Origin of the sequence: Corynebacterium sp. KPL2680, from assembly GCF_040225675.1 — a bacterium.
GTDB lineage: Bacteria > Actinomycetota > Actinomycetes > Mycobacteriales > Mycobacteriaceae > Corynebacterium > Corynebacterium rhinophilum.
Map to the genome: position 1 here is coordinate 159,936 of NZ_JBEHFM010000001.1, position 15,372 is coordinate 175,307.

20 protein-coding genes are annotated in these 15,372 nt (G+C 59.2%); 4 read left to right on the plus strand and 16 right to left on the minus strand.

Going from position 1 to position 15,372, the window contains the following annotated elements; all coding sequences use genetic code 11:
- Positions 1 to 63: 63 nt before the first annotated feature.
- The 9 genes from ABRP66_RS00765 to secY all read right to left on the minus strand — a co-directional run bounded on the left by ABRP66_RS00765 (position 64) and on the right by secY (position 6,775).
- Positions 64 to 1,074, minus strand: a complete 1,011-nt coding sequence (locus ABRP66_RS00765; RefSeq protein ID WP_284770185.1) for a DNA-directed RNA polymerase subunit alpha — start codon at positions 1,072 to 1,074, stop codon at positions 64 to 66.
- A 114-nt stretch (positions 1,075 to 1,188) separates the two neighbouring features.
- Positions 1,189 to 1,794, minus strand: coding sequence for a 30S ribosomal protein S4 (rpsD, locus tag ABRP66_RS00770; RefSeq protein WP_023016758.1), 606 nt, complete (start codon positions 1,792 to 1,794; stop codon positions 1,189 to 1,191).
- Between the two features lie 21 nt (positions 1,795 to 1,815).
- Positions 1,816 to 2,220: a 30S ribosomal protein S11 gene (gene rpsK / locus ABRP66_RS00775; protein ID WP_005277076.1), complete on the minus strand. Its 405-nt coding sequence runs from the start codon at positions 2,218 to 2,220 to the stop codon at positions 1,816 to 1,818.
- A gap of 3 nt (positions 2,221 to 2,223) precedes the next feature.
- A complete protein-coding gene (rpsM, locus tag ABRP66_RS00780; RefSeq protein ID WP_005281309.1) occupies positions 2,224 to 2,592 on the minus strand; it encodes a 30S ribosomal protein S13 in 369 nt (122 codons plus the stop codon).
- A gap of 182 nt (positions 2,593 to 2,774) precedes the next feature.
- Positions 2,775 to 2,993, minus strand: coding sequence for a translation initiation factor IF-1 (infA, locus tag ABRP66_RS00785; RefSeq protein WP_003854422.1), 219 nt, complete (start codon positions 2,991 to 2,993; stop codon positions 2,775 to 2,777).
- A gap of 259 nt (positions 2,994 to 3,252) precedes the next feature.
- Entirely contained in the window at positions 3,253 to 4,044 is a 792-nt protein-coding gene (locus tag ABRP66_RS00790; protein WP_349838173.1) for a L,D-transpeptidase, read from the minus strand.
- Between the two features lie 66 nt (positions 4,045 to 4,110).
- On the minus strand, positions 4,111 to 4,905 hold the full coding sequence (map, locus tag ABRP66_RS00795; RefSeq protein WP_284852470.1) for a type I methionyl aminopeptidase: 795 nt from the start codon (positions 4,903 to 4,905) through the stop codon (positions 4,111 to 4,113).
- Complete coding sequence (locus tag ABRP66_RS00800) at positions 4,905 to 5,450, minus strand: adenylate kinase (protein WP_284852469.1); 546 nt, start codon at positions 5,448 to 5,450, stop codon at positions 4,905 to 4,907. The genes map and ABRP66_RS00800 overlap by 1 nt, the downstream gene beginning before the upstream one ends.
- Positions 5,450 to 6,775 carry a preprotein translocase subunit SecY gene (secY, locus tag ABRP66_RS00805; protein ID WP_284770189.1) on the minus strand — a complete coding sequence of 442 codons (1,326 nt, stop codon included), beginning with the start codon at positions 6,773 to 6,775 and terminating at the stop codon, positions 5,450 to 5,452. Before secY ends, ABRP66_RS00800 begins: the two co-directional genes overlap by 1 nt.
- Before the next feature lie 384 nt (positions 6,776 to 7,159).
- Between secY and ABRP66_RS00810 the strand changes: the two genes are divergently transcribed.
- Positions 7,160 to 8,467: a class I SAM-dependent methyltransferase gene (locus tag ABRP66_RS00810; protein WP_284770190.1), complete on the plus strand. Its 1,308-nt coding sequence runs from the start codon at positions 7,160 to 7,162 to the stop codon at positions 8,465 to 8,467.
- A 12-nt stretch (positions 8,468 to 8,479) separates the two neighbouring features.
- Complete coding sequence (locus ABRP66_RS00815) at positions 8,480 to 9,982, plus strand: FAD-binding oxidoreductase (RefSeq protein WP_284770191.1); 1,503 nt, start codon at positions 8,480 to 8,482, stop codon at positions 9,980 to 9,982.
- Positions 9,983 to 10,218: 236 nt separating this feature from the next.
- Here ABRP66_RS00815 and rplO read toward each other — a convergent pair whose 3' ends face one another.
- From rplO to rpsH, 6 genes are read right to left on the minus strand one after another with little or no spacing between them, the layout of a single operon-like run.
- Positions 10,219 to 10,665 (minus strand): 50S ribosomal protein L15, encoded by a 447-nt coding sequence (gene rplO / locus ABRP66_RS00820; protein WP_284770192.1) that lies wholly within the window; start codon positions 10,663 to 10,665, stop codon positions 10,219 to 10,221.
- A 3-nt stretch (positions 10,666 to 10,668) separates the two neighbouring features.
- Complete coding sequence (gene rpmD, locus ABRP66_RS00825; RefSeq protein ID WP_005276997.1) at positions 10,669 to 10,854, minus strand: 50S ribosomal protein L30; 186 nt, start codon at positions 10,852 to 10,854, stop codon at positions 10,669 to 10,671.
- Positions 10,855 to 10,857: 3 nt separating this feature from the next.
- Positions 10,858 to 11,481: a 30S ribosomal protein S5 gene (rpsE, locus tag ABRP66_RS00830; protein WP_005276995.1), complete on the minus strand. Its 624-nt coding sequence runs from the start codon at positions 11,479 to 11,481 to the stop codon at positions 10,858 to 10,860.
- A 40-nt stretch (positions 11,482 to 11,521) separates the two neighbouring features.
- Positions 11,522 to 11,923, minus strand: coding sequence for a 50S ribosomal protein L18 (rplR, locus tag ABRP66_RS00835; RefSeq protein WP_023016753.1), 402 nt, complete (start codon positions 11,921 to 11,923; stop codon positions 11,522 to 11,524).
- A 3-nt stretch (positions 11,924 to 11,926) separates the two neighbouring features.
- Entirely contained in the window at positions 11,927 to 12,463 is a 537-nt protein-coding gene (gene rplF, locus ABRP66_RS00840) for a 50S ribosomal protein L6 (protein ID WP_005276991.1), read from the minus strand.
- Positions 12,464 to 12,478: 15 nt separating this feature from the next.
- A complete protein-coding gene (gene rpsH, locus ABRP66_RS00845) occupies positions 12,479 to 12,862 on the minus strand; it encodes a 30S ribosomal protein S8 (RefSeq protein WP_005276990.1) in 384 nt (127 codons plus the stop codon).
- 453 nt (positions 12,863 to 13,315) lie between these two features.
- Between rpsH and fdhD the strand changes: the two genes are divergently transcribed.
- Positions 13,316 to 14,134, plus strand: a complete 819-nt coding sequence (fdhD, locus tag ABRP66_RS00850; RefSeq protein WP_349838174.1) for a formate dehydrogenase accessory sulfurtransferase FdhD — start codon at positions 13,316 to 13,318, stop codon at positions 14,132 to 14,134.
- Positions 14,131 to 14,673, plus strand: coding sequence for a hypothetical protein (locus ABRP66_RS00855; protein WP_349838176.1), 543 nt, complete (start codon positions 14,131 to 14,133; stop codon positions 14,671 to 14,673). The genes fdhD and ABRP66_RS00855 overlap by 4 nt, the downstream gene beginning before the upstream one ends.
- Positions 14,674 to 14,691: 18 nt before the next feature.
- Here the strand turns inward: ABRP66_RS00855 and ABRP66_RS00860 are convergent, their stop codons facing one another.
- A complete protein-coding gene (locus ABRP66_RS00860) occupies positions 14,692 to 15,054 on the minus strand; it encodes a hypothetical protein (protein WP_284849838.1) in 363 nt (120 codons plus the stop codon).
- Positions 15,055 to 15,372: the final 318 nt, after the last annotated feature.

Below are 15,372 nucleotides of genomic sequence, written 5' to 3' on the forward strand. Positions count from 1 at the left end.
TACTCCTCGTGTGCGGTAAAAGTTGAGCGCGCGGCAACGAGTGCCGCAGTTCAGGGTGATTCTTTACTCGGAATCGTCCGCAGCCGGGTCCTTGAAGTCGCCGGTTTCTGCGTCGTAGCCCTCGAGCTGGGTGGGGTCGAAGTCCTCAGGGGTGTCCTTCAGAGCAAGGCTCAAGTTAGCCAGCTTGATCTTTACCTCATTAATCGACTTCTGACCGAAGTTGCGGATATCCAGCAGGTCGGACTCGGTGCATTCTGCAAGCTCGCCGACGGTGTGGATTTCCTGACGCTTCAGGCAGTTGTAGGAGCGAACGGAGAAGTTCAAGTCCTCGATAGGCATGCCGTAGGCGGCGATGTACTCGGTCTCCTGCGGGGAGGGACCAATCTCGATGCCTTCGGCTGCGTTGTTCAGCTCGCGTGCCAGGCCGAAGAGTTCGACCAAGGTGCCGCCGGCAGAAGCCAGGGCGTCGCGGGCGGAAATCGAGTTCTTGGTTTCGACGTCGATGGTCAGCTTGTCAAAGTCGGTGCGCTGCTCAACACGAGTAGCTTCGACCTTGTAGGAGACCTTCAGCACTGGGGAGTAAATCTGGTCGATTGGAATACGGCCGATTTCCCCAGAGGTTGCGGTAGCCGGGACGTAGCCACGGCCGCGCTCGACGACGAGCTCAATGTCCAGCTTAGCGGTGTCATTCAGCGAGGCGATGTGCAGATCCGGGTTGTGGATCTCCACGCCAGCCGGCGGCTGGATATCGCCCGCGGTGACATCACCAGGGCCTTCCTTGCTCAGGTACATAACCACCGGCTCATCGGAGTCGGAGGACAGGACCATGCTCTTGATGTTCAAGATGATCTCGGAAACGTCTTCCTTCACACCGTTGATGGTGGTGAACTCGTGGAGCACACCATCAATCTTGATGGAGGTTACCGCTGCGCCTGGGATGGACGACAGCAGGGTGCGACGCAGCGAGTTACCGAGGGTGTAGCCAAAGCCCGGCTCGAGCGGTTCGATGACGAACTTCGAACGAGACGAGTCGATGAATTCCTCGGTGAGCTGAGGACGCTGGGAAATGAGCATTGCAATTCTCCTTTTCGGCGACCGCTATTTGACGCCGGTAGAGGGGGTAAAAATCTTGAGGTTGAAGATTCCTGATGGACCGCGTGGCCTTGAAGGGCCGTGCGGTATAACAGTTTACTTCGAGTAAAGCTCGACGATGAGCTGCTCTTGCAGCGGAATGTCGATCTGAGCGCGCTCGGGCAACTGGTGCACGAGGATGCGCAGCGTATCAGGAACGACCTGCAACCATGCCGGTACGTTGGCATCGATAAGAGCGTCCTGAGCGTCTTCGAACCATTCCATCTTCTGGGAACGCGGGCGGACATCGATGATGTCGTACTGCGTAACCCGGTAGGACGGGATGTTGATGTTCTTGCCGTTCACGGTGAAGTGACCGTGAGAAACGAGCTGGCGAGCCTGGCGGCGGGTGCGTGCCAGACCTGCGCGGTAGACTACGTTGTCCAGGCGGGTTTCCAGAAGGATGACCAGGTTGTCACCGGTCTTGCCTGGGAGGCGGTTAGCCTCGGTGTAGTAGCGGCGGAACTGACGCTCCAGCACACCGTAGGTGTACTTTGCCTTCTGCTTCTCCTGGAGCTGCAGCAGGTACTCAGATTCCTTGATGCGGTTGCGGCCAGCCTGTCCCGGAGGGTACGGGCGGCGCTCGAATGCCATGTCTCCGCCGACCAAGTCGACGCGAAGACGGCGGGATACGCGGGTAGCGGGGCCAGTGTAACGAGCCATTTTCTTACCTCTTTCCTTCCCTTAAACCTTGCGACGCTTGGTCGGACGGCAGCCGTTGTGCGGCTGTGGAGTTGCATCCGTGATCGAGGAAACCTCGAGGCCTGCAGCCTGCAGGGAACGGATGGCGGTCTCGCGGCCGGAGCCCGGACCCTTAACGAATACGTCAACCTTCTTCATGCCGTGGTCCATTGCCTTGCGTGCGGCGCTTTCAGCGGCCATCTGCGCAGCGAACGGAGTGGACTTACGGGAACCCTTGAAGCCAACGTGGCCAGAGGATGCCCAGGAGATAACAGCACCGGTCTGATCGGTGATCGAGACGATGGTGTTGTTGAAGGTGGACTTGATGTATGCGTGGCCCAGAGCCACATTCTTCTTGACGACGCGACGGCCGGAACGGCGTGCGCCGGAACGAGTCTTTGGAGGCATGAACTACTTCTTCTTTCCTGCGATCGTCTTCTTCGGGCCCTTACGAGTACGCGCGTTGGTCTTCGTACGCTGACCGCGTACCGGCAGACCGCGACGGTGGCGCAGACCCTTGTAGCTTCCGATTTCAATCTTGCGACGAATATCAGCCTGAACCTGGCGGCGGAGGTCACCCTCTACCTTCCAGGAACCTTCAATTGCGTCACGCAGTGCCGAAACCTGTTCATCTTCCAGGTTGTCGGTGCGCAGGTCAGGAGAAATGCCAGTCTTTTCTAGCAATTCCTTGGCACGGGTTGGACCGATGCCGTAGATGTAGGTGAGAGCGACCTCCATACGCTTATTGCGTGGGAGGTCAACACCAGCTAGACGTGCCATAAGGCGTGTCCTTTCGGGTTGTTACGGCGGTTTTCTCCCCATCCGTCCCGCTCCATGCAACGCTTCGCCCGGACCGTGCCGGGAATCCTTGGGTTGCTTACCAGTGCGGGCTCAGGCCACCGTAGCCTGAGGTGTACAGGACAAAGCCGTGCTTCGCCCTTGGGTGAGGAGGCTGACTGTGTTTACTTGTAGCGGTAGACGATGCGTCCGCGGGTCAGGTCATAAGGAGACAGCTCTACGACGACGCGATCCTCCGGGAGGATGCGGATGTAGTGCTGACGCATCTTACCGGAAATGTGTGCAAGAACCTTGTGCCCATTGTCGAGCTCGACACGGAACATTGCGTTTGGCAAAGGCTCGACGATGCGACCCTCTACCTCAATTGCGCCTTCCTTAGCCATAACCTCTACTTTTCTGGTGACAGACAAGTACCTGTCACCTGCATGTTTGTTGTCTACTGCGGTGGTGCAAGCCAACCAGACCTACTGGCGCCATACACCGTCAAACCAGCATACGCTGCAGCGACACGATTTCCAAACCGCACGCACTTTCCTAATTTCCCAACCTGCAGCAGAATACTAAAAATACCCTCGTACTCGGTTCCAGCTTTCGGAACTAAGCACGAGGGCGGGGTGCACTCACGCGGTGAACTATACCGAATTAGTAGATGTAAACCTTGTCACCAATCTGGACGTCGTTCCAGTAGCGAACCGCTGCATCGTACGGCAGGTGGACGCAACCGTTGGAGTCAACATTGGTGTTGTCCAAGTGGAAAGCGTGGCCGTTGTTGGTGAAGTAGATGGAGTAAGGCATCGGCGCGTTGTTGAACTCGCGGGAGATTTCGTCCTTCACCTTGCGGTTGACGTGGAAGGTACCGCGCGGGGTTTCCTCGCCCACCATGCCAGCGGACATGGATGGGGAAATGTAGGAAACATCGCCGCCTTCCTGCAGCCAGGTGCGGCGTCCATCAAGGTCGACGCAGATCTTGGCGTCTGCTGGGCAGGAGCCGCGGTCGAATTCGTTGGCGCGGCGCTGCTCCTCCGCACGGCGTGCCGCTTCTTCAGCCTTCGCCTTTTCTTCCGCAATCTGCTGTGCGTGTGCACGCTCAGCATCCTCGCGAGCTTGGCGTGCTTCCTCGTTCTTCTGCGCTACGAGGCCCGGGAAAAGGAACTCCAGTGCGCTGTCCACTGCGGACTGCACATTCGGCGCCAATTCTGGGGCGTACTTCTCAGCCTGGTCCAGGATGTCAGTGCGGGTCTGCCATGCCTGGTCACGGGTCTGGCCCTGGAAGTTATCAACCTGCTGCTGGGCATGCGCGGTGAGCTGATCAAGATTAGGGAGTTGCTGAGCAGAAGCTGCCGGGGCGCCGACAATGGTGCTCAATGCCATGACACCAGCCACTGCTGGTGCAGCAACGGTGGCACTTAACTTGCGGAGGCTGAATTTAGACATAGTGGTGAGTATAAACCTTTCAGGGGATTATCGCCTAGTTTAAGAGGCGATTTCTAGGAATGTTTATCAGGAGCGCCTAGTGAGAATGCGGGGGCCGTCCGCCGTCGCGGCTACCGTATGCTCCCAATGGGCGGCAGTCGAGCCATCCAGCGTGACCACCGTCCAATCATCTTCCAGCACCGCACTATCGACGGTGCCCAAGGTGAGCATGGGTTCGATGGCTAGCACAGAGCCTTCCTGAATGAGGGGCCCGCGGCCAGGCTTTCCCTCATTTTCCAAATAGGGTTCTTCGTGCATGGTCCGGCCAATTCCATGGCCGCCATAACCGTCCACGATATAGAGGGACACGCCAAACTTTTCTTCGGCGCGGTAGGTTGCCTGCTCCAAGGCGTGGGAAACATCCGTGAGGCGGTTGCCCGGGACCATCGCTTGCAGTCCTTCCATGAGCACCCACTCGGTCGCCGCGTTCAACGCCGCAACGTCCGGGTCCGGTTCACCGATGGGAAAGGACCACGCGCTATCTCCTACCCACCCATCGAGCGTGGCACCGCAGTCGATGGAGAGGAGGTCGCCATCGGCAAGCACTGTTTTAGCATCGGGGATGCCGTGCACGATGACATCATTAACGGAGGAACAAATGGAGCCCGGAAAGCCCTCGTAGCCCTTAAAGGTAGGGGTGGCACCGGCTTCGCGGATGGTCTGTTCCGCCACCGCATCGAGCTCCAGCGTGCTCACTCCCGGCGCCGCGGCGGCGCGAACTGCTTGCAGCGCCTTGCCGACGATCTCGCCAGCCGCCTGCATGGCATCCAGCTCGCCTGCGGTGCGGGCGGGAATACGCTTGGTGCGGCGCCGAAAAGCCATTACTTGCCCAGCGCTTCCATGGCGCGGGCGTTGATCTCTTCCACGGAGCCTTCTGCCTTGATGGGGATGATGGCATCGCCGTAGTGCTCGATGAGCGGGAAGGTCTCCTCGCGGTAGACGCCCAGGCGGGTGCGGATGGTTTCTTCATTATCGTCGGCGCGGCCGCGGGCCATCATGCGCTCGACAACGACGTCCTCAGAAACCTCGAAGTTCAATACGCCGTCGAGCTTTTCGCCCTTCTTGGACAACAGCTCTTCCAGGATGTCTGCCTGCTCGGTGGTGCGCGGGAAACCGTCCAAGAGGAAGCCATTCTTGGCGTCGTCTTGGCTGAGGCGCTCTTCTACCATGCGCGCGGTGACATCGGTAGGCACGAGCTTTCCGGCATCGATATAGGACTTCGCCTCAACGCCCAGCGGGGTGCCCTCGCCAATATTGGCGCGGAAGAGGTCACCGGTGGAGATGTGCGGGACGCCGAGCTTTTCGCTCAGGATTGCTGCTTGGGTGCCTTTGCCAGCACCGGGAGGGCCGAGAAGTACAAGACGCATTATTTTAGTAGTCCTTCGTAGTTGGATTGGAGAAGTTGGGATTCAATTTGCTTGACCGTGGTCAAGGCCACGGAGACCATAATCAAGATGGCCGTACCGCCAAAGGCGGAGGTGCCGTTGGCAGAAGAGTGACCAACGCCAAGGTCCAGCAGGATATTCGGCAGGATGGCGATCAACGCCAAGTACAGGGCACCGACGCTCAGCAGGCGGTTCATGACAAAGCCGAGGTACTCCGCGGTGGGGCGACCCGGGCGGATGCCTGGGATGAAGCCACCGTACTTCTTCATGTTATCGGCTTGCTCGGCGGGGTCGTACTGCACCGAGACGTAGAAGTACGCGAAGAAGATGGTCAGCAGGAAGTACAAGACGATGTACTGCCAGGACGACGGTGCCTGCAGGTGCGCAATAACGTTGCGCTGCCACCAGTTATCCGGAGTGTGCACGGAGCTGGAGTTAACGATCTGCGTAATCAGCACCGGCATGTAAATAAGCGAGGAGGCGAAGATGACCGGGATAACGCCGGCCTGGTTGACCTTGAGCGGCAGGTAGGTGGAAGAACCACCGTACTGGCGTCGTCCCACCATGCGCTTGGCGTATTGCACCGGAATGCGGCGCTGGCCCTGCTCGATGAAGGTAATGCCGACGACCAGAACAATGAGACCGGCCAGCACCATGGCAAAGACCATGCCGCCGTTGTTTTGCAGGATGTTCATGCCATCGGTAGGCAGGCGTGTCGCAATACCGGCGAAAATGAGCAGGGACATGCCGTTGCCAATGCCCTTTTCCGTAATCAATTCACCCATCCACATCACGAGGACGGCACCGGAGGTCATCGTCACCACAAGCAGGATCAGGGTGAAGAAGTTGCGGTCTTCCGCCAAGACCGGCACGCCCTGGCCCAGCAGCTGCTCGCGATCCGCCAATGCGACGATGCCGGAGGATTGCAGCAGCGCCAAGGCGAGCGTGAGGTAGCGGGTGTACTGGGTCATTTTCGCTTGCCCAGACTGGCCTTCCTTCTTTAGCTGCTCAAAGCGCGGGATGACCACGGTCAGCAGCTGCACGATGATGGAAGCCGTAATGTAGGGCATGATGCCGATGGCGAAGATCGACAGCTGCAATAAGGCGCCACCAGAAAACAGGTTAATCACGGAGTACAGGTCTCCGGATTCTTCTGTCAGCTGACGCAGGCGTCCTGCAATTGACGCGTAATCTACACCCGGCGACGGGATCTGTGCACCGATGCGGTACGCAATGATCATCACGATGGTGAAGACGATCTTCTTGCGTAGGTCGGCATCCTTAAAAGCCTGCAAAATGGCGGACACTACAAAATCCTCCTGGCCTACCGCTGTCACTGCCACGCGCGAATCTTCAGGATTCTTATTGCAGCAACACACGGAGGTGGACACTCGTTGGCCCCCTCAGGGCTCCGCGTCTTTCTCACTTGGCGTTAAGAAGTAAAGACAAGGAGTCCCAAAGGAACGGTGGAACACTTTTGACCCCATAACCCTACCAGCCAAATATCTGCGCGCCACATCTAACCCGCATTATGTGACAATGATTGCCTTTTCTTTCGCGCTTATACCACTAGGGGTTTACCATGTTAATTATTGCCCCGCGCAATTTTCTACCCGTAATATTTCGGCCTTGCGATCCCTAAACACCAAGGTCGTTATTGGTGTGAACCCAACATTGCGAAAGAAGTCTGAATGAGCAAAAAATTCACGCCGATGACCGTTGCTGAGATCATCGACGTCTTCATCCCTAGTCCCAACCCCTTCCGCTGGGAGGCTTTTGATGGCTCGGCCACCGGCCCTGCCGATGCCGAGTACAAGGTCACCATCAATAGCCTTGGCGGACTTGCTTATATCGCCACCCACCCAGGCGATGTCGGATTCGCCCGCGCTTATGTCACTGATGGCATCTCTGTAGAAGGTGAGCACCCTGCCCACCCGTACGGCGTCTTCAATGCCCTGCACGCCATGTATGACAAGTTCGAAAAGCCCAGTGCTAAGGATATGGCGCGCGTGATTCGTTCGCTGGCTTCCATGGGCGCCTTCCACATCCAGCCGGTGCCTGAGGTAGAGCGCGCCTCTTGGCTGCGCCGTAAGCTCCACGATGGCCTGTCTAAGCACTCCAAGGAGCGCGATGCCGACGTCATTTCTGATCACTACGACGTGGGCAATGACTTCTACGAGCTCTTCTTGGGCGATTCCATGACTTATACCTGCGCCTACTTCCCCACCCCGGATGCCACTTTGGAGGAAGCGCAGGAAAACAAGTACCGGCTCATCTTTGACAAGCTGCGCCTAAAGGAAGGTGACACCCACCTGGATGTGGGCTGTGGCTGGGGCGGCATGGTGCGCTACGCTGCACGCCGCGGCGTGAAATCCATCGGCGTGACCTTGTCGCAAGAGCAGGCCGAATGGGGCCAAAAGAAGATCGAAGAAGAAGGCATGCAGGATCTGGCCGAGATCCGCTTCATGGACTACCGCGATGTCAAAGAAGAAGGCTTCGATGCCATCTCCGCCATCGGCATCATCGAGCACATCGGCGTGCAGAACTACGATGACTTCTTCAAGTTCATGTACAGCAAGCTCAAGGTCGGCGGGCTGATGTTGAACCACAACATCACCTACCCGGATAACCACAAGACGCCCAAGGGCGGGTTCATTGACCGCTACATCTTCCCCGATGGCGAGCTCACCGGCTCTGGCAACGTCACCAAGGCCATGCAGGACAATGGCTTCGAGGTCTTCCACACCGAGTCCCTGCGCTTTGATTACATGCGCACCCTGCACGAATGGTGCGAGAACTTGAAGGAAAACTGGGAGGAGGCCTGCGATCTGGTCGGCCTGCCCACCGCTCGCCTCTACGGCATCTACATGGCCGGCTCGGAGTGGGGCTTCGAACGCAATATCATTAACCTCTACCACTTCTTGGGCATCAAGCTCGGTGAGGCCGGCTCCCGCGCCGGCGTGCCTGAGCGCCGGTGGTGGGAAGACAGCCGCTTTTAAAAGGAGCCCACTATGACCCTTTTGGACCAATTGCGCGAGCGCGTTTCTGCCCTGCAACCACGCCCAGTCGACGCCGTGCGCATCGAGCCCGTGGGCTGGCATGCCCACCGCGCAGGCGTAGACACCCTGCTACGCAGCTTCCGCGAGGTTCCCGCTGGCAAGCGCGTGCGCCTGGCCAAGAAGACCTCTAACCTCTTCCGCGGCCGCAGCGAGAATCAGGTAGGCCTCGATGTCTCCGGATTGGGCGGGGTCATCGAAATCGATCCCCTCGCCCGCACCGCCGATGTGCAGGGTATGTGTACCTACGAGGATTTGGTCGATGCCACCCTGGCGCACGGCCTCATGCCGTTTGTAGTGCCGCAGCTGAAGACCATCACCCTAGGTGGCGCTGTGACCGGCATGGGCGTGGAGTCCACCAGCTTCCGCAACGGTCTACCGCACGAGTCCGTCATCGAGATGGATATCCTCACCGGCACCGGCGAGATCCTTACCTGCTCGCGCGAGGAGAACGTCGATCTCTTCCGCCTCTTTCCCAATTCCTATGGTTCTTTGGGCTACGCGGTACGCCTCAAGATTGAGCTCGAGCCCGTGCCTCCCTACGTGGAGCTGCGCGAGCAGCGCTTCCACTCGGTAGAAGAGGCGAGCCGCGTGCTTGCCGATGTCTCCGTTCACCACACCCACGAGGGTGAGACCGTCGATGGGCTAGACGGCGTGGTCTTTTCTGAGGACGAGGCTTACCTCGTCTTTGCCCGCTTTACCGATGAGGAGGGCCCTACCTCCGATTACACGCGGGATAAGATCTACTACCGCAGCCTGCAGCACGCCCAAGGCATGCGGCGCGACCGTCTTGCCATCCGCGACTATATCTGGCGCTGGGATACTGACTGGTTCTGGTGCTCACGCGCGTTTGGCGCCCAAAACCCCAAGGTCCGCAAGGTATGGCCGCGCGAGCTGCGCCGCAGCTCCTTCTATTGGAAGCTAGTGCGTTTGGACCGCAAGTACGAGTTGGAGTACAACTTCATCAAAAAGCCGCACGGCAAGCCGCGCGCTGAGCGCGTCGTGCAAGATATTGAGGTCACCCCGGAAAACCTTCCGGAGTTTCTCCACTGGTTCTTCCAAGCCTCCGATATCCAGCCTGTGTGGCTGTGCCCCATCCGCCTGCGCGATGTCGTGGGCGAGCTCGTGGGCACCGGCGATATTGCCGCCGAGGCCAAGGACCCCTGGCCGCTTTATCCGCTGCGTCCCGGAAAGACGTGGGTCAACGTTGGCTTCTGGTCCGGCGTGGATGGCGATCACGTCGATCCCAGTGCCCCGGGCAATGGCGCATTCAACCGTGTCATTGAAGAAAAGGTCAATGACTTGGGCGGCCACAAGTCGCTGTATTCCGAGGCCTTCTACTCCCGCGAGAGGTTCGAAGAGCTCTATGGCGGAAAGCTCCCGGATGCCATCAAGGCGGTAACGGACCCGGACGACCGCTTCCCCGGACTCTTTGAAAAGACCGTGGACGAGGCTTAAGACGGTCCCACAATCACTGAAGGGTGGAACGCTTTCACGAGCGTTCCACCCTTCTTCTATATCTTGAATACGATCTCGAGCTGATTCCACGGCGCGCGCAGGCAACTAATTGGTCTGGGCTACCTGCGCGGTCCTCGCGTTATCCGGCGGAGATGACAGCGGCAGAGATCGACTACACCCCCTCGCCCCGCACGCTAGGTGCGAGGAAAGGGGGTGTAGCTATTCTCTAGTCCAGATTACTTGGTGTTGGCGGAACCGCCAGCAGCCTCAATCTTTTCTACAGCGGACTTGGAGAACTTGTCTGCGGTGACGTTCAACTTAACGTTGATGTCGCCGCTGCCCAGAACCTTGACCGGCTGGTTAGCGCGGACGAGGCCAGCAGCAGCGATGTCAGCGACGGTGATGTCGCCGCCTTCGGCAAACTTCTCAGCCAAGTCAGCCACGTTAACAACCTGGTACTCAACGTGGTTCGGGTTCTTGAATCCCTTGAGCTTAGGCAGACGCATGTGGATGGGCATCTGTCCACCCTCGAAAGCAGCGGGAACCTGCTTACGAGCGCCGGTACCCTTGGTACCGCGACCAGCGGTCTTACCCTTGGATGCCTCACCGCGGCCGACGCGGGTCTTGGGCTTATTTGCTCCTGCGGTTGGGCGCAGGTCGTGCAGCTTGATGATATCAGCCATGGTTTACTCCCCTGCCACTTCTTCGACGGTGACCAGGTGGCGAACCTTGTGAACCATGCCGCGAATGATCGGAGTGTCCTGCTTAACAACGGACTGACCGATGCGCTTGAGGCCCAGGGCCTCAATGTTCTTGCGGTGGTTCGGCTTGGTGCCCACCAGTCCCTTTACCTGTGTAATCTTCAGAGCCATTGTTTATGCCTCCTGACCTGCGCGCTTGCGCAGCATACGGGCCGGGGTGACCTCTTCGATGGACTTGCCACGGCGTGCGGCAACCTCTTCGGGGCGGACCAGCTGCTTGAGGCCGTCCACGGTAGCGCGGACGACGTTGAGTGCATTGTCGGAGCCCAGGGACTTCGACAGAATGTCCTGCACGCCAGCGCATTCGAGCACCGGACGAGCAGCACCGCCGGCGATGACACCAGTACCAGGAGCGGCAGGCTTCATCATGACGATGCCCGCTGCGTCGCGACCCTCTACCGGGTGGGTGATGGTGCCGGCAACCATAGGTACGCGGAAGAAGTTCTTGCGAGCCTCTTCTGCACCCTTCTGGATTGCAGCCGGAACTTCCTTAGCCTTGCCGTAGCCAACGCCTACCTGGCCCTGGCCGTCACCAACGACGACGAGAGCGGTGAAGGACATGTTGCGGCCACCCTTAACGGTCTTGGAGACGCGGTTGATGGTCACAACGCGCTCGATGTACTTATCGCGCTCGTTGTCCTGCTGGTTACGACGATCGTTGCGACGGCCGTTGCCGCCGCGGTTGTTCTTGTTGTTCTCGGCGGAGCGTCCGCCGTCACGCTGTTCACGGTCCGACATTACGCGATCCTTCCGTTGATGTTTCCGTTGACGATGATCATTAGAACTTCAGACCACCTTCACGTGCGGCGTCTGCCAGCGCAGCGACGCGGCCGTGGTACTTGTAGCCTGCGCGGTCAAAGACGACCTGCTCAATGCCAGCGGCCTTGGCGCGCTCAGCAATCAGTTCGCCCACCTTGGCAGCCTTTGCCTTCTTATCGCCCTCGAGTGCACGGATGTCCGCTTCCATGGAGGATGCGGAAGCCAGGGTGTGGCCTGCCAGGTCATCGATGACCTGGACGTGCATGTGGCGCGAAGAGCGGTGAAGGACCAAGCGCGGGGACTCAGGGGTGCCACGCAGGGTCTTACGGATACGGAAGTGGCGGCGTGCGCGTGCTTCGCGACGACGAGAAGAAATGTCCTTGCCGACTGGAGTGCGCTTCGTGTTTTCAGTGTTTGCCATTGCTTACTTACCCGTCTTTCCGACCTTGCGACGGATCTGCTCGCCTTCGTAGCGAATACCCTTGCCCTTATAAGGATCGTCCTTACGCAGGCGACGGATATTAGCGGCGATCTGTCCGACTAGTTGCTTGTCAATACCGGTAATGGACAGCTTGGTGTTGCCGTCCACTGCGAAGGTGATTCCCTCCGGAGCCTTGATGAGGATCGGGTGGGAATAGCCCAGGCTGAATTCCAGGTCCTGGCCCTTTTGCTGCACACGGTAGCCGACACCAAAGATTTCCATCTTGATGGTGAAGCCCTCGGTCACGCCGATGACGGCGCTGTTGAGCAGCGAGCGGGACAGGCCGTGCAGTGCACGGTGCTTGCGGTGATCATCAGGGCGGGAAACGGTCAAGATGCCGTCTTCCACGTTGATGGTGATCGGATCCGGAACGTTTACGCTCTGGGTACCCTTAGGACCCTTGACCTCAACGTCTTGGCCGTTGATGTTGATTTCGACGCCGTTTGGTACGGCGATCGGTGCTAGACCGACTCGAGACATGTGTCAAACCTCCCTTTACCAGACGTAGGCGAGAACTTCTCCGCCTACGCCCTTCTCCTCAGCCTGACGGTCAGTCAGCACACCGTGGGACGTGGAAATGATAGCCACGCCCAGGCCGCCCAAGACCTGTGGCAGTTCGGTGGACTTTGCATACACACGCAGACCCGGCTTAGACACGCGACGCAGACCAGACAGGGAACGCTCGCGGTTGTTGTACTTCAGCTCGAGGGACAGAGTGTGGCCCTCAACGGTGTAGTCAGCGATGTAGCCTTCCTGCTTCAAGATGTCAGCAATGTTTGCCTTCAACTTGGAGGTAGGCATCGACACGACGTCGTGGTGTGCGTTACTTGCGTTACGCACGCGCGACAGCATGTCGGCAATAGGATCAGTCATAGTCATATGAGTGACCGTGTACCTTTCTCGTTGCGGTTCCCGTGCTCACCAAAGCGTTTTCCGTGTGATTTCGGGCTACTCACGCTCCTCACGGTCAATACCGCAAGGCGCTCGCCACCCTTTGATTCAGACAACGGTCCGCTGTAGCCGGCGAGGGGCCTACAACAAAGTTGATGTTCAATTCTTTTTCGGCTCTGCGTTTTGCCAGTTCAACACGCAAATACAATAAACTTTGCGTGCATACCGGGTGAACCGCAGGCACGCCGAAATATCCTACGGTATATCCTGCGGTTTTCCAAATAGAACCCCGACATTCATTATTGTCGAATACAGCGCCACATGATTGAGGAATAGTTAGATGAGTACCGATAACGATGGTTCGATCCGCACCGCCCACCAGTGGCGTGAAGAAGCCGCGCAACTATTAAAACTCGAACCACACGAGGAAGCGTTGAAATAATGGCCAGACGCAAGAATGCTACCTTTGCTGTCACTAAGGTCCGCCTGGGTGAACACGCGCAGGTTGATACCCGCGCCGATACCGTTGCTGGCGAGGAACCGCTTGAGATTCGCGTGGGCGGACAGACCATCACCACCACCATGCGCACCCCAGGCCACGATATCGAGCTGGCACACGGGTTCCTCCACTCCGAGGGGCATATCGCTGCGCTTTCCGATGTCACCACAGCCCGCTACTGTTCAGGTGCCACCGCCCAAGGCATGAATACCTATAACCTACTGGACCTAGATCTGGTGAAGAATACGCCGCTGAGTTTGAGCGATCTCCGCCTGACTACGACGACGTCTGCCTGCGGCGTATGCGGTACATCATCCATTGCGGCGCTGACAAAGCAGTCGCGCTACCCCATCCCGCAGATCCCTGTAGATCCACAGCTGGTAGTCCAGTTGCCAGAGAAGCTACGGGCCGCCCAGAAGGAATTCCGCAAAACCGGCGGAATCCACGCTGCCGGCGCGTTTACCCTCGCGGGCGAACCGGTAGTCATCCGCGAAGACGTCGGCCGCCACAACGCCGCGGACAAGGTCATCGGCCACCTGCTCATGGAGGGCTTGCTTCCGGCCAGCGATCTCATCCTCGTGATGAGCTCGCGCGCCAGCTTCGAGCTCGTGCAGAAGGCTGCGATGGCGGGCTTCGGCCAGCTCGTGGCGGTATCGGCAGCCTCCTCGCTCGCCGTGGACACTGCCCGCAAAACCGGCATGGCGCTCGTCGGCTTCGCACGCGGCGACCGCTTCAACCTCTACTCGGGAGACCTGAAATGAGCCTTATCGATTTCCTCGTCAACGTCGAGCTGGACACCCCGCGCCCCGACTACCGCGCGCTGCTCATCACCGCACGCAACGTCACTTCCCCGGCTGCCGACACCCCCGCCGCCCCGTCAGCGTTCCAGCCCCATGTCGCCGCGTGGCGCACGGCGTGGCAGAACGCCGGGCTCGATCCCGCGCTTTTTGAGCTGGGCGCCCAGCCTTCCGATGCCCCCGTGGTTGCCCTCGGCAACGCCGTCGCCCGCCGTTTCGAGCTGCCGATCACGACGTTTGCCCTCGATGGCTTCGAGGGCCCAGTGCGCATCGAGGTAGGAACCGCTACCGTGCGCGATGCCGCGGGTAGTGCCGCGCGGCGCTTCCGGCCCGAGCACCGAGTCCAGCCCACGCCGGAGATCACCAGCGTGCTCTATATCCTCGAGGCTCTGGATCCGCTCACGGACGACGATTTGTGCCTGGCGGCCGATGACATCCTCGACGCCCTGCGCACGGCGAACCCTGATGTCGAGGTCGCCCAGCGCATCCTGCGCCCCGAATAACTCCGCGCCGAGTAAGCGCTAGTGTGCAGCGCGCACGTCGAGGAACCCGCGCAGCAGCGCATTGCGGCGGCGGGTGCCGGACTCGAAGGTCTCGGCGTCGTTGCCGTAGGCGGCATCGACTTGCGCGTACACCTCGTCGAGATGCGACATGTCGGGCACTCCGGCGACAAGCTCGGTGTCCCAAGCTCCCGCGATATGTTCGATAATCGACTTGATGCCCTCGGGGCCGCCGCCCAAGCGGTTGGACTCGAACGGGCCTGTGGCCGCGTCGGCGAGTTCTGCGCGCACGTCCGTCATGCGCACCTGCCACCCCGCGTCGACGAAGCGCTGGGCAAACGAGAAACCGATCAGGCCGCCACCTACAAGCAATGCTGTCTTCATGTTTTCTAGCCTAAGCCTCTTGGCTCGCGGCCACACGGTTTGCTGTATGGCCACCGCCACACAAAAGGTCTACAAGAATTAATTTATCCCGCCTCAGCCTTGCCCGGAGCGAAAGACGCGTTTTTACACCCCGACCTCGCCCCGCCCTGCGCCCGCAACTAACCCGTAGAAAATGCACCGCACGCCCATTCTTTGCACTCACCCCTGTGCCACTCCTGCTACGCCCGAGACCTCGGCTGTCGACCCCGCGCACTGCGCATCAGACCAGCGCTTTCACACCCTTCCCCGAGCCGGTGCAGCAAACACATCCCGCCGTGA